This window comes from Rhodococcus ruber, assembly GCF_016804345.1.
In the GTDB taxonomy this organism is placed as follows: domain Bacteria; phylum Actinomycetota; class Actinomycetes; order Mycobacteriales; family Mycobacteriaceae; genus Rhodococcus; species Rhodococcus ruber.
Genome location: NZ_CP044211.1, coordinates 1,113,573 through 1,130,766, shown reverse-complemented (window position 1 = coordinate 1,130,766; position 17,194 = coordinate 1,113,573). Strand labels below are relative to the sequence as shown.

At 69.1% G+C, this 17,194-nt stretch carries 18 protein-coding genes; 11 read left to right on the top strand and 7 right to left on the bottom strand.

The features are described 5' to 3' along the window. Positions 1–57: 57 nt before the first annotated feature. The 5 genes from F1734_RS05280 to F1734_RS05260 all read left to right on the top strand — a co-directional run bounded on the left by F1734_RS05280 (position 58) and on the right by F1734_RS05260 (position 4,725). Positions 58–1,488 carry a DUF1254 domain-containing protein gene (locus F1734_RS05280; RefSeq protein WP_238424105.1) on the top strand — a complete coding sequence of 477 codons (1,431 nt, stop codon included), beginning with the start codon at positions 58–60 and terminating at the stop codon, positions 1,486–1,488. A 210-nt stretch (positions 1,489–1,698) separates the two neighbouring features. Beyond that, complete coding sequence (locus tag F1734_RS05275; protein ID WP_010594493.1) at positions 1,699–2,574, top strand: aldo/keto reductase; 876 nt, start codon at positions 1,699–1,701, stop codon at positions 2,572–2,574. A 201-nt stretch (positions 2,575–2,775) separates the two neighbouring features. Beyond that, on the top strand, positions 2,776–3,492 hold the full coding sequence (locus F1734_RS05270; RefSeq protein WP_010594494.1) for an acetoacetate decarboxylase family protein: 717 nt from the start codon (positions 2,776–2,778) through the stop codon (positions 3,490–3,492). 76 nt (positions 3,493–3,568) lie between these two features. After that, positions 3,569–4,228, top strand: a complete 660-nt coding sequence (locus tag F1734_RS05265) for a PRC-barrel domain-containing protein (protein ID WP_010594495.1) — start codon at positions 3,569–3,571, stop codon at positions 4,226–4,228. Then, a complete protein-coding gene (locus F1734_RS05260) occupies positions 4,225–4,725 on the top strand; it encodes a DUF4190 domain-containing protein (RefSeq protein ID WP_010594496.1) in 501 nt (166 codons plus the stop codon). Before F1734_RS05265 ends, F1734_RS05260 begins: the two co-directional genes overlap by 4 nt. A gap of 27 nt (positions 4,726–4,752) precedes the next feature. On the opposite strand, the gene hsaB is transcribed toward F1734_RS05260, so the two are convergent. The 4 genes from hsaB to hsaA are packed head-to-tail and all read right to left on the bottom strand — an operon-like array spanning position 4,753 to position 8,300. Beyond that, positions 4,753–5,328: a 3-hydroxy-9,10-secoandrosta-1,3,5(10)-triene-9,17-dione monooxygenase reductase subunit gene (gene hsaB, locus F1734_RS05255; RefSeq protein WP_010594497.1), complete on the bottom strand. Its 576-nt coding sequence runs from the start codon at positions 5,326–5,328 to the stop codon at positions 4,753–4,755. Beyond that, positions 5,325–6,227, bottom strand: coding sequence for an iron-dependent extradiol dioxygenase HsaC (gene hsaC, locus F1734_RS05250; protein ID WP_010594498.1), 903 nt, complete (start codon positions 6,225–6,227; stop codon positions 5,325–5,327). The genes hsaB and hsaC overlap by 4 nt, the downstream gene beginning before the upstream one ends. A gap of 1 nt (position 6,228) precedes the next feature. Continuing rightward, on the bottom strand, positions 6,229–7,113 hold the full coding sequence (gene hsaD, locus F1734_RS05245) for a 4,5:9,10-diseco-3-hydroxy-5,9,17-trioxoandrosta-1(10),2-diene-4-oate hydrolase (RefSeq protein ID WP_010594499.1): 885 nt from the start codon (positions 7,111–7,113) through the stop codon (positions 6,229–6,231). 11 nt (positions 7,114–7,124) lie between these two features. Beyond that, positions 7,125–8,300 carry a 3-hydroxy-9,10-secoandrosta-1,3,5(10)-triene-9,17-dione monooxygenase oxygenase subunit gene (gene hsaA, locus F1734_RS05240; protein ID WP_010594500.1) on the bottom strand — a complete coding sequence of 392 codons (1,176 nt, stop codon included), beginning with the start codon at positions 8,298–8,300 and terminating at the stop codon, positions 7,125–7,127. Between the two features lie 190 nt (positions 8,301–8,490). Here hsaA and F1734_RS05235 point away from each other — a divergent pair, with 190 nt between their 5' ends. The 4 genes from F1734_RS05235 (at position 8,491) to F1734_RS05220 (ending at position 11,536) form a co-directional block, all read left to right on the top strand. Next, the gene (locus tag F1734_RS05235) at positions 8,491–9,633 is read left to right on the top strand and encodes a 3-ketosteroid-9-alpha-monooxygenase, oxygenase component (RefSeq protein WP_010594501.1); all 1,143 of its coding nucleotides are present in this window, start codon (positions 8,491–8,493) and stop codon (positions 9,631–9,633) included. Positions 9,634–9,635: 2 nt separating this feature from the next. Continuing rightward, entirely contained in the window at positions 9,636–9,974 is a 339-nt protein-coding gene (locus tag F1734_RS05230; protein WP_010594502.1) for a hypothetical protein, read from the top strand. A gap of 28 nt (positions 9,975–10,002) precedes the next feature. Beyond that, positions 10,003–10,206, top strand: coding sequence for a zinc-ribbon domain-containing protein (locus tag F1734_RS05225; protein ID WP_010594503.1), 204 nt, complete (start codon positions 10,003–10,005; stop codon positions 10,204–10,206). A 685-nt stretch (positions 10,207–10,891) separates the two neighbouring features. After that, a complete protein-coding gene (locus F1734_RS05220) occupies positions 10,892–11,536 on the top strand; it encodes a dihydrofolate reductase family protein (protein ID WP_010594504.1) in 645 nt (214 codons plus the stop codon). 134 nt (positions 11,537–11,670) lie between these two features. On the opposite strand, the gene F1734_RS05215 is transcribed toward F1734_RS05220, so the two are convergent. Both F1734_RS05215 and F1734_RS05210 read right to left on the bottom strand, forming a co-directional pair. Further along, positions 11,671–13,179, bottom strand: a complete 1,509-nt coding sequence (locus F1734_RS05215; RefSeq protein WP_017680961.1) for a protein adenylyltransferase SelO — start codon at positions 13,177–13,179, stop codon at positions 11,671–11,673. A gap of 276 nt (positions 13,180–13,455) precedes the next feature. After that, complete coding sequence (locus F1734_RS05210; RefSeq protein ID WP_017680960.1) at positions 13,456–13,851, bottom strand: DUF6223 family protein; 396 nt, start codon at positions 13,849–13,851, stop codon at positions 13,456–13,458. Between the two features lie 219 nt (positions 13,852–14,070). Here F1734_RS05210 and F1734_RS05205 point away from each other — a divergent pair, with 219 nt between their 5' ends. Both F1734_RS05205 and F1734_RS05200 read left to right on the top strand, forming a co-directional pair. Next, the gene (locus F1734_RS05205) at positions 14,071–15,312 is read left to right on the top strand and encodes a sensor histidine kinase (protein ID WP_010594507.1); all 1,242 of its coding nucleotides are present in this window, start codon (positions 14,071–14,073) and stop codon (positions 15,310–15,312) included. Continuing rightward, entirely contained in the window at positions 15,309–15,995 is a 687-nt protein-coding gene (locus tag F1734_RS05200) for a response regulator transcription factor (protein ID WP_010594508.1), read from the top strand. The genes F1734_RS05205 and F1734_RS05200 overlap by 4 nt, the downstream gene beginning before the upstream one ends. A gap of 136 nt (positions 15,996–16,131) precedes the next feature. Here F1734_RS05200 and dmpG read toward each other — a convergent pair whose 3' ends face one another. Beyond that, positions 16,132–17,190: a 4-hydroxy-2-oxovalerate aldolase gene (gene dmpG / locus F1734_RS05195; RefSeq protein WP_003935900.1), complete on the bottom strand. Its 1,059-nt coding sequence runs from the start codon at positions 17,188–17,190 to the stop codon at positions 16,132–16,134. Positions 17,191–17,194: the final 4 nt, after the last annotated feature.

Genomic DNA, 17,194 nt, shown 5'->3' with positions numbered 1-17,194 from the left:
CAGACGTCGCGCACCATGGCGTCCCGCTCCCGAGCGCCGGCCGGGGAAGGAGGGGTCATGCCGGCTCGGTCTTCCGGCGGGAGCTCTGACGAGGCCCGCCGCGCGGTGGGGATCCCCGATGTCGTCGAGACGGACCTGGGGACATTCCGATTCGACGACGGTGTCCCGGACCTGGACACGATGGCGTTGTGCTGGGATCGTCTCGACCTGCTGCGCGGCGTCGACGTGTTCCTGAACGCGGTTCCCGGCGCGTCGCTCGCGGCCGCACGTGCCGCGTTCCCGTCGCTGGGAATCCACACGTCGCGGGACATGGCCGTGTGCGCGCGCATGGATTCGGTGCCCTACCTCCTGACAGCCAACACCGAGACGACCTATGGGTTCACCTTGCTCGACCTGCGGGCCGACGGGCCGACGGTGGTCGAGTGCCCGCCGATGTCACTCGACGTGGTCGACGACTTCTGGTTCCGGTACGTGGCCGACCTGGGCAATGCCGGGCCCGACAGGGGGCAGGGCGGGAAGTACCTGTTCCTGCCGCCGGGCTACGAGGGCGAGGTCCCCGAGGGCTACTTCACCTTCCGCTCGCGCACGTTCACCAACTTCCTGTTCGCCCGCAACCTCGGCGGGCTCGATGTCATCGAGCAGACCCGTATCTATCCGCTCGACCAGGCCGGTGACCCGCCGGAGATGCGGTTCGTGAAAGCAGACGGCGTGCCGTACAACACCGTCCACTCGAACGACTTCTCGTTCTACGAAGAGGTCGACCAGATCGTCCAGGAAGAACCGGTCGACGCACTCGATCCCGAGCTTGCCGGTCAGCTGGCGGCGATCGGCATCGTCAAGGGCCGGCCGTTCGCTCCCGATCAGCGGATGCGCGCAATCCTGTCTCAGGCGGCGCCGATCGGTGCGGCGATTGCGCGCACTCTCGCGTACCGGCCACGTGACCCGCAGTCCTACATCTACGGCCGGGACGTGTCGTCGTGGAAGACGGCCTTCGTGGGCGGAAGCTCCGAGTTCCTGCACGACGGTGTTCGTCTCCTGGATGCCCGTACGCTGTTCCACTACGTCGCCACCGTCGTCACGCCGGCGATGGCGACGCCGACGGTGGGAGTGGGCTCGCAGTACGCCTACACCGCCGAGGACTCCGAGGGACAGTGGCTGGACGGGGGCCGCACCTACCGGGTGCACCTGCCCGCAGGCATTCCCGCCAAGGACTTCTGGTCGCTGTGCGTCTACGACTGCCAGTCCCGCTCCCTGCTGCAGACCGACAACCCGTACCCGTCACTCAACAGCAACACCGGGACGGTCGCAGCCGACGAAGACTGCTCCGTGGACGTCTACTTCGGACCCGCATCACCGGCGGGCCGGGAGTCGAACTGGATCCAGACGGTCCCGGACAAGTCCTGGTTCCTGCTCCTGCGCCTCTACGGACCACTCCAGGCATGGTTCGATCGGACCTGGCGACCCGGTGAGATCGAACCCCTCGCCTGACCGAGACGCGGGGGGCGGTCTCGGCGCAGGAAGACTGCTCGCGTGATCGCACCTCCTGGCCCCGCCGGAGCGGCGATCGGACTTCGAGCGTGCTCGTCCGGTGGCGTTTCCCGACGGGGCACCGAACCACGATTCCGCAGTATCCCGCTGGGCGAGTGAGCGACGGACTCGAGCGCGGCAGGACACCTTCGGACTCGTTAGCCTGGGACGATGAGCACTCCCGTCATCACGCTGAATTCCGGTACCACCATCCCGCAGCTCGGCCTGGGAGTCTGGCAGGCCACCGACGAGCAGACCGAACACGCCGTGCGCTACGCCCTCGACGAGGCGGGCTACCGGCACATCGACACCGCCGCCGCGTACGGCAACGAGGAGGGTGTCGGACGCGGGATCGCGTCGGCGTCCGTCCCGCGGGAGGACGTCTTTCTCACCACGAAGTTGTGGAACTCCGACCAGGGCTACGATCGGGCGTCGAAGGCGTTCGACGAGAGTCTGCGCCGCCTCGGCACCGACTACGTCGACCTGTACCTGATCCACTGGCCGCTGCAGGACGACGACCGGCTGCTGCGCACGTGGGACGCGCTCGAGAAGATCGCCGAGTCCGGACGGGCCAAGGCGATCGGCGTGTGCAACTTCGAGCCGCACCACCTGCAGCTGCTCGTCCATCGCGGCGGCATGCTGCCCGCCGTCGACCAGGTGGAGCTGCACCCGCACCTTCCCCAGCAGGAGATCCGCGCCTTCGCGGCCGACCACGGGATCGCCGTCGAATCGTGGAGCCCGCTGGGCGGTACCAGCAACTCGGGCTGGGGCCGCGAGTCCAAGCCGAACACGCTCCTGGTGGATCCGATCATCACTCGCATCGCGGACCGGCACAGCAAGTCGGCTGCCCAGGTGCTGATTCGCTGGCACCTGCAGAACGGGTTGATCGTCATTCCGAAGTCCGTCCACGACGAGCGGATCACGCAGAACATCGACGTGTTCGACTTCGAGCTCGACGACCTCGATCTGAGCGAGATCGCGACCCTCGACGACGGCACGCGTGTCGGCATGCACCCGGACGAGATGAACCTCGGCGCACCGAGCTGACGGACCCACCCTGCACGGGCGGCCGCGCCCATCCGGCGCGGCTGCCCGCTCTGCTGCCCGCTCTTCGGACGCATTCGCCGACCACTCTTGCGCTCCCAGCACGGACCACGAATAGTAGAACACGTTCTCATCCGCAACCCGGCCGGCCACCGCCGGGTGCGCGATCGGTCCGCGCAGAAGGGGCAGGGCGTGACGACACACATGATCTCGGGCACCGCGATCGAGATGCCGGTGCGAGTCCGGACCGCGACGGCATTCACGGCGATGTACTCGGTGCCCGCCGCGCCGGCTCAGGCGCTGATCGACCACTCTGGACTCGAACTGCTGCACCCCCGCCCGGGTCGCGGAGTCTGCATCCTGGTGTTCGTGGACTACGTCGACGGTGATCTCGGACCCTACAACGAGTTCGGCGTGTGCTTCCTCGTTCGCGACCACCGCCGGCGCGGCGGCACCGCGCTGCGGGATCTGCGGGAACTCGTCCGCGGCGGCGCGGGTGCCCTCATCCACCGGCTCCCGGTGGACGGCGAGTTCACCCTGGCGGCGGGACGCGGGATCTGGGGATTCCCCAAGACTCTCGCCGACTTCGACGCCGACCACACCGGCGACGTCAAGCGCGCGTCGGTGCGCAGCGACGGGCAGCTGATCGCGGAACTGTCGGTCCGGCCGGGTTTCGCGGTTCCCGGCCGGGGCGCGGCCGCCTCCGTCACGGCCTACTCGCATCTGGGCGGCGTCACCCGGCGCACCGGATGGGCGATGCATCCCGCCGGCGTGCGCAGCCGCATCGGCGGCGCCGACCTGCGGCTGGGCACCCACCCCATCGCCGGTGAACTGCGCACCCTGGGTCTGCCCCGGCGCGCGCTGCTCACGTCGTCGATCTCCCGTCTGCAGATGACGTTCGGAGACGCCGAACCGATCTGACCCGACCGCCGGGTTTCGGCGCGCGCCGCAGTGGGCACCCACCGAGTCGAAGACACAATCGATCGGTGAGGTCACCATGATCAACAACAGCGACATCGATGCGCTCGTCGGCGCCACCGTCCACGGTCCCGGCGGCGACAAGCTCGGCAAGGTCGGCGAGGTCTATCTCGACAACCGGACCGGCAACCCTGCGTGGATCACCGTCGTCACCGGCCTGTTCGGCACCCGTCGGCACTTCGTGCCGATCGACGTCGCCGAGTTGGACGGTAAGGACGTCCGTCTGCCGTTCGACAAGGACACGGTGACCGGCGCCCCGAACATCGACGAGGACGGCCGTCTCACCCCCGAGGAGGAGACGCAGCTCTATCGGTACTACGACAGGGCGGATACCGATACCGACACCGGACGCGCGCCGGATAGCGACCGGACACCCGACACCGGTCGCGACACCGGCCGGACACCCGACACCGACCGACTGCGCGACGCCGATCGGACACCGTCCACCGGTGCGCCGGGTGTCGCGACCTCGGCGCCGCCGTCGGCACCGTCGCACGGCGGCGGCACCGGCGGGACACCGCAGCAGGGCACGCCACAGCACGGCACGCCACAGCAGCACGGCACGCCCTCGCCCGGTCCGCGGCTCCACAAGCGGGTCGTGACCACCGAGTACTACGTCGACGAGGGCGCCCCCGGCCAGCATCCCGGCCAGCATCCCGACCAGGAGGACCGACGATGATCGAACGCGAACCCGCCGGGGCCAGCGCCGCCGGCAGAGACCCGATTCCCAACCGCGACCGCGTTTCCGACCGCGACCGTGTAGTGGCGGACGACCGCGTCACCACCACCACCGCCGCCCCCTTCGAGGAGCGGGTGACGACGAAGCCCGCCAAGACGAGCGTCGCTGCCGCACTCGCACTCGCGGTCGGCACGGCCGCACTCGTGTGCGTGCTCTCGCTCGTCCTGTCGCCGGTGGGCCTCGTGCTGTCCATCATCGGCATCGTGCTCGGTATCGTCGGCCTACGCGCCGCCCGGCGCCTCGGCGTGACCGGACGGGGCGTTGCCATCGCGGGCATCGTCCTGAGCGTCGTCTCGCTCGTGCTGTCCATCGCGTACGTCGCGGGCGTCGTCACGGTGCTCAACAACGACCGCATGGTCGAGCAGCTCGAGCAGCAGCTCGATCGGGCCCGCGACCAGCTGCCCGACAGCATCGAGGTGCCGCAACCCGGCCAGTGACGGACCGATGCCTGCCGGAGCCGGCCCCTAGAGCCAGGTGTCCTCGGAGGTGCTCGTGAGAAACGCCTCGAGGTCGTCCCGCCAGGGGGCCGGCACCGTCTTGTCCGGCTCGATCCCGGTGTACTGGCCTCGATAGAACAGCAGCGGCCGTTCCTTCTCGTCCCGCACCTCGCTCAGCGACGACACCCGGCCGAACACCACCCAGTGGTCGCCCCCGTCGTGCACGGTCTCCACCGTGCAGTCGATGTGGGCGAGGGAGCCGGCGAGGATGGGCGAGCCGAGCGGCGACGGACGCCACTCGACACCGGCGAACTTGTCCGGCTCGCGGGATCCGAACCGCGCGCATGTGTCCCGCTGTTCCTCCGCGAGCACGTTGACGCAGAAGCGCCCGGAGCGTTCGATGGCGGTCCACGACCGCGACATTTTCGTCGGGCAGAACAGCACCAGGGGCGGGTCCAGCGACAGCGCCGCGAACGACTGGCAGGCGAATCCCACCGGCTCGCCGGCGTCGACTGTGGTGATGATCGTGACACCCGTACAGAACTGGCCGAGCACGGTGCGGAAGGTGCGAGGGTCGATCGTGACGTCGCCGGGTCCGGTCATGGCTGCAAGCCTACGCTGAAGTCGTGGCCCCACAGGCTGACGGCTGTGGACTCGCGGGCGATCCACTCCCGGTCCTCGACCTGCCTTCCCTCGCAGCCGAACTCGACGTCGAAACCGCCGGGGGTCTTCATGTAGAACGAGAGCATCAGATCGTTGACGTGCCGGCCCAGCGTCGCCGACATCTTGACCTTGCGGCGCAGGGCCCGGTCCAGGCACAGCCCGACGTCGTCGGAATTCTCCACCTCGATCATCAGGTGCACGATGCCACTCGGCGTGGGCATCGGAAGGAACGCCAGGCTGTGGTGCCGGGGATTGCATCCGAAGAAGCGGAGCCAGGCCGGTTTCCCGTCGGCCGGGCGGCCCACCATCTGCGGCGGCATGCGCATCGAGTCCCGCAACCGGAAGCCGAGGACGTCGCGGTAGAAGTGCAGCGCCTCCTCGTCGTCGCGGGTGGACAGGACGACGTGCCCGAGTCCCTGCTCTCCGGTGACGAACCGGTGCCCGTACGGACTCACGACGCGGCGGTGCTCGAGCGCGACCCCGTGGAACGCCTCGAGAGTATTGCCGGACGGGTCCTGGAACACGATGAGTTCGTCGACCCGGCGGTCGGCGAGTTGCTCGGCCGTGCCCTCCTTGAACGGCACTTCGGCGGCCGCGAGGTTGTCACGCACCTCCTGCAGCTCGGCGGCGTTCGCGGTCTCCCAGCCGGAGACGAGCAGCCGGTCGCTCTCGTGCGGCTCGATGACCAGCCGGGCCGGGAAATCGTCCATCCGGAGGTAGAGCGCCGCGGGATCGACGCCCTTGCCCTCGACCATGCCGAGCACCTTCAGACCGTATTCCCGCCAGGCGTCCATGTCGGTGGCGCCGATGCGCAGGTAGGCGAGGGATCGGATACCCATGTCAGTTGCTCCTGTCCGTCAGGAAGTCCGTTGTCAGGCGGTTGAACTCGTCGAACTTCTCGAGCTGAGCCCAGTGTCCGCAGCCACCGAAGACGTGCAGTTGCGCCCGCGGGATCATCTTGAGCGCGACGAGCGCGCCGTCGAGCGGGTTGACCCGGTCCTCGCGCCCCCAGATCAGCAGCACCCGCTGCCGGAGCTTGTAGGCGTCGCGCCAGAGCATGCCGAGCTCGAAGTCCGGACCGGAGAACGACTTCCCCATCGCGCGTGCGGCAGCGAGGGATTCCGAGGTGCTCGCGGCGGCGAACCGTTCGTCGACCAGCTCGTCGGTGATCAGCGACTGGTCGTAGACCATCACCCGGAGGAACGCCTCGAGCTTCTCCCGGGTGGGGCCCTCCGGCGGCGCCGCGAACCGGCCGAGGTTCTTCACGCCCTCGGTGGGGTCGGGGGCGAAGAGGTTGACGCTCAATCCGCCCGGCCCCATGAGCACGAGCCGTCCGGCGCGGTCCGGGAAGTCCAGCGCGAATCGCACTGCGGCGCCGCCGCCGAGCGAGTTGCCGAGCAGGTGCACGCGCCCCTCGAGCCCGAGGTGGTCGAGCAGGTCCTTCAGCGCGGTGGCGCTGTGCACGAAGTACTGCGGGTGTTCGGTGGGCTTGTCGGACCTGCCGTAGCCGGGCTGGTCGACACACAGGACGTGGAAATGCTCGGCCAGCACGGGGATGTTGCGGGCGAAGTTGGACCAGCCGGAGGCGCCCGGCCCGCCGCCGTGCAGCAGGACGATCGTGGTGTCGTTGCCGACCCCCGCCTCGTGGTAGTGCAACCGCAGGTCGTCCCGCACCTGCGCGAACCGGGACGTGGACTCGTAGGTGATCTCTTCCGTCGCAGTCAATTCGATATCCCCTACACCATCGTGTCGGTGATCGGCAGGCCGAACTCGCCGGCGCCGAACATCACGTAGGCGCGTTCGGCGTCGTTGGCGGCGTGGACCCGCCCGGCGTGGGCGTCGCGCCAGAACCGCTGGATCGGCGTGCCGTTGGCGAGGGCGGTGGCGCCGGAGTTCTCGAACAGCAGGTCGATGGAGGCGATGGCGCGGCCCGTCGCCCGGACCTGGTCGCGACGGGCACGCAACCGCAGGTCCATCGGGACCTCCTCGCCGGCGACGAGGTGCGCGTACTCCTCGGCGACGTTGCCCGACAGCTGACGCCACGCGGCGTCGATGTCGCTGGACGCCTCCGCGATCCGGACCTTGGAGAACGGATCGTCCTTGGCCTTCTCCCCCGCGTACGCGGCACGAACCCGCTTACCCTGATGGTCGACGTGGGCCCGGTACGCGCCGAAGGCCATGCCGACGATCGGCGTCGAGATCGTCGTGGGATGGATGGTGCCCCAAGGCATCTTGTAGACGGGTGCGGTGTTGCGCTCGAGCCCCGGCGCGGTGAGCTCGCTCATGGCGCGGAAGCTGAGGAAGCGGTGCCGCGGCACGAACACGTCCTGCACCACCACGGTGTTCGATCCGGTACCCCGGAGCCCGACGACGTTCCAGACGTCGTCGATCGCGTAGTCCGCGCGCGGGATCAGGAAGCTGCCGAAGTCGACGGGGCGGCCGTCCTTGATCACCGGGCCGCCCACGACGACCCAGGTGGCGTGGTCGCACCCGGAGGACCAGGCCCACGCACCGTTGACCTTGTATCCGCCGTCGACGACCTCGCCGGCGCCCATGGGGGCGTAGGACGAGGAGATGCGGACATCGGTGTCCTCGCCCCACACGTCTTCCTGGGCCTGCTGCGCGAACAGCGCCAGATGCCAGTTGTGGACACCGATGATGCCGGAGACCCAGCCGGTGGAGCCGCACGCGGCGGCGATGTTGCGGACCGCCGTGTAGAAGGTGACCGGATCGGCTTCGTACCCGCCCCACTGGCTCGGTTGGAGCAGTCGGAAGAAGCCGGTCTCCTGCAGCGCCTTGATCGAGTCGTCGGGGATGCGGCGAAGGTCTTCGGTCTCCTGTGCACGTTCCCGCAGGGCGGGCAGCAGCGCGTCGATCCGCTGCAGCACCTCGTGGCTCTCGTGGTCGCCCACTGGACGCTCCCGTCTGTTCCGGAATTGATCGCTTGATTCGAGACTAGAACACGTTCCCATTTGTGTCGAGACCGGAGCCGCGTCCCAGGTCGACGGGCTTTCCGTGGGACGAAAGTCCTCGAACGCTTCCGGTACGCGCCAAAATTCTATAACGTGTTCTACCAAGCATCCGAAGGAAAGTGAGGGGACGATGGCACAGGTTCGCGAGATCGACGTCGGAGAGGTCCGCACGCGGTTCGCGCGGGGGTGGCACTGCCTCGGGCTGGCCCGGACGTTCAAGGACGGCAAGCCGCACGCCGTCGAGGCCTTCGGAACCAAACTCGTGGTCTGGGCCGACAGCGCGGGCGACCTGAAGATCCTCGACGCCTACTGCCGCCACATGGGCGGCGACCTGTCCCAGGGCGAGATCAAGGGCGACTCCGTCGCCTGCCCCTTCCACGACTGGCGATGGGGAGGAAACGGCAAGTGCACCGACATCCCCTACGCCCGCCGTGTGCCACCGCTCGCCCGCACCCGCGCCTGGCTCGCGATGGAGAAGAACGGTCAGCTCTTCGTCTGGAACGACCCCGAAGGCAACACCCCGCCGCCGGAGGTCACGATCCCGGACATCGAGCAGTACGGGTCGGACGAATGGACCGACTGGACCTGGAACTCGATCCTCATCGAGGGCGCCAACTGCCGGGAGATCATCGACAACGTCGTGGACATGGCGCACTTCTACTACATCCACTACGCCTTCCCGACGTACTTCAAGAACGTCTTCGAGGGGCACGTCGCCGCGCAGTACCTCAACACCCGGGGCCGTCCCGACAAGGGCATGTCCACCCAGTACGGCATGGAGTCGCTGCTGAAGTCGTTCGCCGCGTACTACGGCCCGTCCTACATGATCAATCCGCTGACCAACAGCTACGGCGGCTACGAGGTCGAGTCGGTGCTGATCAACTGCCACTACCCCGTCACACACGACTCGTTCGTGCTGCAGTACGGCATCATCGTCAAGAAGCCGACGGGCATGCCCGAGGAGGCGTCGAACAAGCTGGCCGCGAAGCTGACCGAAGGCATCGGCGAGGGCTTCCTGCAGGACGTCGAGATCTGGAAGAACAAGACCAAGATCGAGAATCCGTTGCTGTGCGAGGAGGACGGCCCGGTCTACCAGCTGCGACGCTGGTACGAGCAGTTCTACGTCGACGTCGCCGACGTCACCGAGAAGATGACGCAGCGCTTCGAGTACGAGGTCGACACCACCAAGGCCAACGAGGCATGGCAGGCGGAGGTCGCCGAGAACCTCGCGCGGCAGAAGGCCGACCAGGGCAAGCAGGAAGCGGAGGTCTGACGATGGATCCCTCGACCCGGGCGCGCAGCTGGGCGAAGGCCCCGGACTTCGCCGGCCAGCCCGCCCGGGTCGAGGCGGTCCGCGCCCAGACCGCCATCGACAAGATCAACTATCTCGATTCGGGCCTGCACGAGGTGCAGTGCCGCGAGTGCGGCACCTGTGTCCTGGTGCGCAAGAACAGCTTCGACCACACGACCGTGCAATGGCGCGAGGACCCCGCGGCGGTGTGCCCGAATTTCCGGGGCTCCGAGGTCCCGGGCGCCCTGCGCGACGGCTGCCCGCAGCTGCGCGCCAGCATCGAGCAGGCCGTACTCGACGGCCGGATCACGATTCCGGACTGACAGCGCCACGCCGCACTATGCTGGCGTCGTGTTCCTCCTCTTCGGCTTCAGCACCAAGCGGCAACACCTCGGCTCCGGGCAGACCCGAACGTGCCCGAACTGCCACAACACCACACAGTGGGCACGGATCCGCGAATTCAACCAGTTCACGTTGTTCTTCGTCCCGGTCGCGCGATGGAAGCGCCGGCAGCTGGAGCAATGTGGCATCTGCGGCACCGCCGTCGAAGTCTGAGCGCCTTCATTCCGGGCGACCGTCACCGCCGGAGCGTCGGCGCACTCAGCCGATACCCGGATCGACGAGCCGAATCGAGCACCGGAGCTGTTCCGACAACTGCAACGCTGTGTGCTGCCAGACAAAAACAGTTGAGCAACATAGCTTTTCGTGTGCAGGTGAGACATTCCGTCACGGACGCCGCCTACCGGGCGTGCAACTGTTCCACAACTCCGCCCCCTCGACCGCCGGACCGGCCACCAGCGCGTCGGCGAGAATCCGGCCTCGGTCGCGCCGAGAGCGTGATCGTCGAATTTCCTCGTAGCGTCCTCGGCATCGCTCTTGCTTGTTGCGGCACCTCTTTCGACGAATCAGCCAGATCGTCCACCATTTCAGAACGCGACACCGTCATCGTCTTCCGCGAGTGCCGCAATACCGCTCGCATCGCACGAAACTCGGTACCGCACGAGCGGCCGTTCTCCGGTACGACCTGCGCGATCGATCGAGGCGAGGGAGAGATGTGCACCGCCCCTCGAGCCCGGACTGCCGGGCACCGCACGGACGCCACCGCAGGACCGGCCGGGACCGATGCACCGCGAGGTCGGTCGAAGAGCATGAAGTCAGATGCCGTCACAGCGATGAGTCCGCCGCCTCCCACGGGTCTACCTTTGCGACGGAGACACACCACTTCACCGGGAGCCGAGCCATGGGCCTGATCGACATCGAACTGTTCACCACCCTCGACCTCGTCGGACAGGCACCCGGCGGCCCCGACGAAGACCCGGAAGGATTCCCGTTCGGCGGGTGGCAGGCGCCCCTGCTCGACGAGGTCACCGGCGCGCAGATCGGGGCCGCCTACGACGGCACCGACGCCCTGCTGCTCGGCCGCCGGACCTACGACATCTTCGCCGCCTACTGGCCGCACCAGCACAGCGGCGAGGACCACGACATCGCCACACTGTTCAACAGCGTCCCGAAGTACGTGGCCTCCCGCGGCCGGCCCGACCTCTCCTGGTCCGGATCCACACAGCTCGGCCCCGATCTGGCCGGTGCGGTGCGCGAGATCCGGGACCGGCACGAGCACATCAAGGTCGTCGGGAGCCTGGACCTGGTCCAGACCCTGCTGCGCGAGAAACTCTTCGACCGGCTCGACCTGTGGGTGCACCCGATCGTGCTCGGCGTCGGGAAGAAGGTGTTCGACGCCGGCGCGGTGCCCACCAACCTCACTCTCCTCGCACCGCCGGTAGCCGGCCCGACGGGCACCGTGTACCTGCGCTACGCGCTCGCCGACGGCATACCCGGCACCGGGGACATGAGCGCCCCCGACCGCGGCGCCGGGAGGGACGGCTGAACCCGCCCCACCTGGGTCCGTGTGCTCGGCGGTGCCTCCGCCGGGTCTGCCGCCGTCGTTCCCCTCGGCGCATCACCGACGACGTAGCCCCCCGGGGACGAACACAGTCGTACCCGGCGGCGTGCACTCGGGCGTCAGGTGCCGCAGAAGGTTCGGAAGGTTGCGCTGAACGACGGCGGGGCAGGGGTGGTGTAGTCGGACCATTCGTCGCGACGATCGAACGGATGCGTGACGACGTCGAGCAGCTTCTCGAACGGGGCGAACTCTCCGTCGGTCGCGGCCCGCAACGCGGCATCGAGCTGATGATTGCGCGGGATGTACAGCGGGTTCACCCGGTCCATCGCGTCCGCGGTCGCCACCGCCTCGCGCCCCTGTGCGGTCAGTGCGCCGCGCCAGCGCTGCACCCAGGGCCCCATACGCTCGCGGGGAATCAGGGCATGCAACGGCGTCGAATGTCCCCGCAGTTCTTCCGCGAGCGCACGGAAGCTGCCCGTCCAGTCGGCGCCGTGCCCGGCCATCAGCCTCAGCAGGTCGTCGACGAGCGCACGGTCGAGGAGTGTGCCCGCCGCCCCGAGTTTGGCCGCCATCCCGGCCGCGTAGTGGCCCTCGTACCGCTCCTCGAAGGTGTCGAGGACTGCCGATACCGCGCCGATCGCGTTCTCCGGCGTCGTGTCGATCAGCGGCAGCAGTGTTTCCGCGAAGCGCGCCAGATTCCATTTCAGGACAGCCGGCTGGTTGCCGAACGCGTAGCGGCCGCTGTGATCGATCGAACTGAACACCGCCGCGGGGTCGAACGCATCGAGGAAGGCGCACGGACCGTAGTCGATGGTCTGTCCCGAAATGGTCGTGTTGTCGGTGTTCATCACCCCGTGCACGAAGCCGGTGAGCGTCCACTGCGCCACCAGTGCTGCCTGTGCCTCGACCACCGCCTCGAAGAATGCCAGGTAGCGACTGCCCTCCCCCGTGGCCGGCAGCTCGGCCACCTCCGGGTAGTGGCGGGCGATCGCGTAGTCGGCCAGCCGCTGCAGGACTCCCTCCTGTCGGGCCGCGAATTCGAAGGTCCCGACCCGCAGGTGACTGGCCGCGACCCGGGCGAGCACCGCACCGGGCTGTGCGCCGTCCCGGCGTACGCGGCGGCCCGTCGCGACCACCGACAGCGCGCGCGTCGTGGGAATACCGAGAGCGTGTATGGCCTCGCTGACCAGGTACTCGCGCAGCATCGGGCCGAGGACCGCGTAGCCGTCACCGCCCCGAGAGAACGGCGTGGGCCCCGAGCCCTTCAGGTGCAGATCCACCCGCCGACCGTCACTGCCCACCACTTCGCCGAGCAGCAACGCCCGGCCGTCCCCGAGCAGCGGCGCGTACCCACCGAACTGATGGCCCGCATACGCCATCGCCACCGGCGTGGCCCCGGCCGGCGCCGTCGATCCGGACAACACCCCGACCCCGGCCTCGCTCCGCAGCACCTCCACGTCCCATCCCAGCGACACCGCGAGCCGCTCGTTGAGCGCCAGCAACTTCGGGTCGGGAACATGAACACCCTGCCACGGCACGGCCAGAGCACCCAGCTCGTCGGCAAAAGTGCTTTCGAAGCCGGCCACCGCCGAGTTCGTGCTCACCGTGGACTCCGGGAATGCAGCCATCAGTCGAGGGTAACCACACCCAACCCTGTCCCGCCGCTCACGACCGGGAACACACCCGGCCGCCCGGTGCCCGACGTCGCCGGACCACGAGGCCCCACCGCACTCGCCTGCAAGGGCTCGTCACCCCGCGGGGGCGGCGCCGGTCGGCATGGCCCACCGCGTAAGCAGCGGGCCTGCGAGCCGAGGGGTGCGCCGCGAGCGCAGACGGGGGGCTGCCGGTCGGGGGCGGCGCCGGGTCACTGCGCAGCACCCCGCGCCGGCGGACCGGTCGGGCGCTCACGACGCGGGCGCGGGACCGGAGCCATGTCCGGAGCGGCGACGAGCGCGAGCCAGAGCGAGCCCGCCGAGGACCGTGCCGGTCAGTCCCAGCGCCACGGCGACGACGGCGCCGGCGAGCCCGTTGCCGGTGCCGAGGCCCCCGGCGGCGTTGACCCCGTGTACTCCACCGGCGATCACGCTGAGCGGCCCCAGCACCACGGCCACGATCGTCCGGGCTGGTCCGGTGCCGGGCCGGCGGGATCGGGCCAGGGCCAGCCCCCCGGCGACGGCGCTGATCAACCCCAGTACGGCTGCCGCTGTGGGCACGGCTCGTCCGACGCCGAGTTCGTAGCCGGCAGCGAGAACGACGACCTGTGTCGTCGCCGGTGCGGCAAGCAAGTCGAGGACAGGCATTGCGGATCCTTTCGGTCGAACGACGGCTACCGGAGGCCTCCGTCGCTGAGCGGACGCACTCGATCGTCGTGTCTCGGCAAACGCGGTGTCCTCGGGCGGCGGGCGGCAGCGGATACGGAGTTCGACGTAGGTCGCTCACCCGCAACCACGCTCCTCGACGTAGGCGGTTGCGCAGTTCGGGGGAGTTGTCATCCCGGCCCGGAGCCATATGATCGCGCCATGCAGGAGCGCGTCACGTTGTTCCGCCCGCCCGCCTGGGCGCAGGATGTGCTCCTGGCGGTGTTCATCACGGTGATGCAGGTCCAGGGAACGGTCGTCCGCAACGGCGGGGAACCGGAGGCCGTGCTGCGCCCGCTGTCCGACCTCGGGAATCTCGGCTACCTCCTCTTGGTCACCGGCGGCGCGGTCCTGGTCTGGCGCCGCCGCCGTCCCGTCGCAGTGTTCGTCGTGACCGCGCTCGCGAGCATGGTGTACTACGCGCTCGATTTCCCGGACGGTCCCACATGGCTGGGCCTGTTCGTGGCCCTCTACACCCTCACCGCCCGCGGCGACGGACGTCGCTCGCTGGTGGTGGCCGGGGTCGGCATTGCAGCACTGTCCGCGGTGTGGCTGCTCGCCGCGGCCGACATCGAGCCCCCCGCCGCGGTCGGCTGGGTGTACTTCCGGATCGGCGCCGCGGGCATGAGTGCCGCCCTCGGGGAGAGCGTCCGCTCGAGGAGAGTCATCGCGGAGGAAGCGCTCGAGCGCGCCGAACTGGCAGAACGCTCTCGTGAGGACGAAGCACGCGCCCGGGTCGACGAGGAACGGCTCAGGATCGCACGCGAGGTCCACGACACCGTCGCGCACGCCATCGCCGTCATCAACGTGCAATCCGGGGTCACCGCGCACGTGCTGGACAAGCGACCCGAACAAGCACGCCGGACGCTCGAGGCCATCGAGCAGACCAGTTCCCGGGCACTGCAGGAGATGCGGGCCATCCTCGGAGTCCTTCGCGACGACCGCGACGACCGCCTCCCGCCGCCGGGCCTCGCGCAGGTCGGCGAACTCACCGCCAGGGCGCGCGACGCCGGGCTCGACGTCGAGTTGGAGACGATCTCACCCCCGCCGCCCGTACCCGGCGCGGTCGGCAGCGCCGTGTACCGGATCCTGCAGGAGTCGATCACCAATGTGATTCGCCACGTCGGCCCGACCCGGGTCGCGGTCGTACTCGACTACGGCCCCGACGCCGTGGAAGTCCGCGTGACGAACGACGGCCCGCGCATCGGTGGGGACACCGAGGAAGCAGCCGACCGTGCCGACGGTGGGTTCGCCGGCACGGGCACACGCGGACACGGGATCGTGGGAATGCGCGAGCGTTGCCAGCTCCTGGGCGGAGACTTCGACGCCGGTCCGCTCCCGGGCGGTGGCTTCGCCGTCACCGCCCGGCTGCCCTTGGCCCCGACCGGAACGGTGAACGCATGAACCCGGGCGCCTCCGGCCCCGACGCCCCCATCAAGGTCCTGCTCGTAGACGACGAGCATCTCGTGCGGTCCGGTTTCAGGATCCTGCTCGAGGTCGAGGACGGCATCACGGTGGTCGGGGAAGCCGCAACCGGCGCCGAGGCCGTGGAGCAGGCCCGCGCCGTGCGCCCGGACGTCGTCCTCATGGATATCCGGATGCCGAAGATGGACGGCATCGAGGCCACCCGGCAGATCACCACCACCCCCGGGCTCCAGCACGTACGCATCCTCATCCTGACCACCTACGACACCGACGCCTACGTCTTCGAAGGCTTGCAGGCCGGCGCCAGCGGCTTCCTGCTCAAGGACGCCGGCCCCGCCGAGCTCCTGCACGGTATCCGCGTGATCGCCGCCGGAGAGGCTCTGCTCGCACCGCGCATCACGCGCCGACTCATCGCCCAGTTCACCGCACAGCGCACCGCCGACAAGGCCGCCGATCGTCGGCTCGAGGTTCTCACCGACCGGGAACGTGAGGTCCTGACGCTCGTAGGTATGGGCATGAGCAACAAGGAGATCGGCGCCGAACTCTGCCTCAGCCCGGCCACCGCCCGTACCCACGTCAGCCATGCCATGGTGAAACTCGGGGCTCGCGACCGCGCGCAACTGGTCGTCATCGCCTACCGAACAGGACTCGTGAAGCCGTGAGCGATCCCCCGCCTGTGAGCGCAGCGACGCGCCCCCGGGGGGCCGAATGTCACATCGCGTCGATCGGATCGACGCGATGTGACATTCGGTCGGGCAGGCGGGCGGGGGGTCGGTCGGGGGTCGGGCAGGCGGTCGGTCAGGCGGACTGCTGCTCGCGCTGGAGTTCGAGGGCGATGTCGATCAACTGGTCCTCCTGGCCACCGATGAGCTTGCGCTTGCCCGCCCGCACCAGCAGTTCCGCGGCGGAGACCCCGTACCGCTCGGCCTGGCGCTCGGCGTGGCGCAGGAAGCTCGAGTACACCCCGGCGTAGCCCATCATCAGGGCCTGACGGTCGAGGAGGCATTCGGCGGGCATCACCGGGCGCACGACGTCCTCCGCGGCGTCGGCGATCGCGAAGAAGTCGATGCCGGTCTTGATCCCCACCTTGTCGCACACCCCGACGAACGCCTCGACCGGGGTGTTGCCGGCACCCGCGCCGAACCGGCGGGCCGACCCGTCGATCTGCTTGGCGCCGGCCCGGACCGCCGCGATCGAGTTCGCCACGCCCAGGCCGAGATTCTCGTGGCCGTGGAAGCCGACCTGCGCGTCCGACCCCAGTTCGGCGACGAGCGCCTCGACCCTCTCGGTGACCTGTTCGAGAACGAGCGCGCCGGCGGAGTCCACGACGTACACGCACTGGCAGCCGGCGTCGGCCATGATGCGGGCCTGCTCGGCGAGCTTCTCCGGGGTGACGGTGTGCGCCATCATCAGGAAGCCCACGGTCTCGAGTCCGCGCTCGCGGGCGAGCCCGAAGTGCTGGACGGACACGTCGGCCTCGGTGCAGTGCGTGGCGATGCGGCAGATCGAGGCGCCGTTGTCCTGCGCCTCGACGATGTCCTCCTTGATGCCGACGCCGGGGAGCATGAGGAACGCGATCTTCGCGTGCTGGGCGGTGTCGACGGCGATCTTGATCAGTTCCTGCTCGGGCACCTTCGAGAACCCGTAGTTGAACGACGAGCCCCCGAGACCGTCGCCGTGGGTGACCTCGATGACGGGGACGCCCGAGAGGTCGAGGGCGGCGACGACGGCACGCACCTCCTCCCGGTCGAACTGGTGACGCTTGTGGTGGGAGCCGTCGCGCAGCGACGTGTCGGTCACGCGGATGTCCCACGACGGTTCGAAGAAGATGTCGTCGCGGCGGTCGGTAGCGGTCATCGGA

What these genes read in the sequence shown, in the direction of transcription:
- F1734_RS05235 (WP_010594501.1), top strand. Translation starts at nt 8,491, where the DNA reads ATGGCACAGGTTCGCGAGATCGACGTCGGAGAGGTCCGCACGCGGTTC.
- F1734_RS05220 (WP_010594504.1), top strand. Translation starts at nt 10,892, where the DNA reads ATGGGCCTGATCGACATCGAACTGTTCACCACCCTCGACCTCGTCGGA.
- F1734_RS05270 (WP_010594494.1), top strand. Translation starts at nt 2,776, where the DNA reads ATGATCTCGGGCACCGCGATCGAGATGCCGGTGCGAGTCCGGACCGCG.
- F1734_RS05265 (WP_010594495.1), top strand. Translation starts at nt 3,569, where the DNA reads ATGATCAACAACAGCGACATCGATGCGCTCGTCGGCGCCACCGTCCAC.
- hsaC (WP_010594498.1), bottom strand. Translation starts at nt 6,227, where the DNA reads ATGGGTATCCGATCCCTCGCCTACCTGCGCATCGGCGCCACCGACATG.
- F1734_RS05205 (WP_010594507.1), top strand. Translation starts at nt 14,071, where the DNA reads ATGCAGGAGCGCGTCACGTTGTTCCGCCCGCCCGCCTGGGCGCAGGAT.
- dmpG (WP_003935900.1), bottom strand. Translation starts at nt 17,190, where the DNA reads ATGACCGCTACCGACCGCCGCGACGACATCTTCTTCGAACCGTCGTGG.
- F1734_RS05260 (WP_010594496.1), top strand. Translation starts at nt 4,225, where the DNA reads ATGATCGAACGCGAACCCGCCGGGGCCAGCGCCGCCGGCAGAGACCCG.
- F1734_RS05215 (WP_017680961.1), bottom strand. Translation starts at nt 13,179, where the DNA reads ATGGCTGCATTCCCGGAGTCCACGGTGAGCACGAACTCGGCGGTGGCC.
- F1734_RS05275 (WP_010594493.1), top strand. Translation starts at nt 1,699, where the DNA reads ATGAGCACTCCCGTCATCACGCTGAATTCCGGTACCACCATCCCGCAG.
- F1734_RS05230 (WP_010594502.1), top strand. Translation starts at nt 9,636, where the DNA reads ATGGATCCCTCGACCCGGGCGCGCAGCTGGGCGAAGGCCCCGGACTTC.
- F1734_RS05210 (WP_017680960.1), bottom strand. Translation starts at nt 13,851, where the DNA reads ATGCCTGTCCTCGACTTGCTTGCCGCACCGGCGACGACACAGGTCGTC.
- hsaB (WP_010594497.1), bottom strand. Translation starts at nt 5,328, where the DNA reads ATGACCGGACCCGGCGACGTCACGATCGACCCTCGCACCTTCCGCACC.
- F1734_RS05200 (WP_010594508.1), top strand. Translation starts at nt 15,309, where the DNA reads ATGAACCCGGGCGCCTCCGGCCCCGACGCCCCCATCAAGGTCCTGCTC.
- F1734_RS05280 (WP_238424105.1), top strand. Translation starts at nt 58, where the DNA reads ATGCCGGCTCGGTCTTCCGGCGGGAGCTCTGACGAGGCCCGCCGCGCG.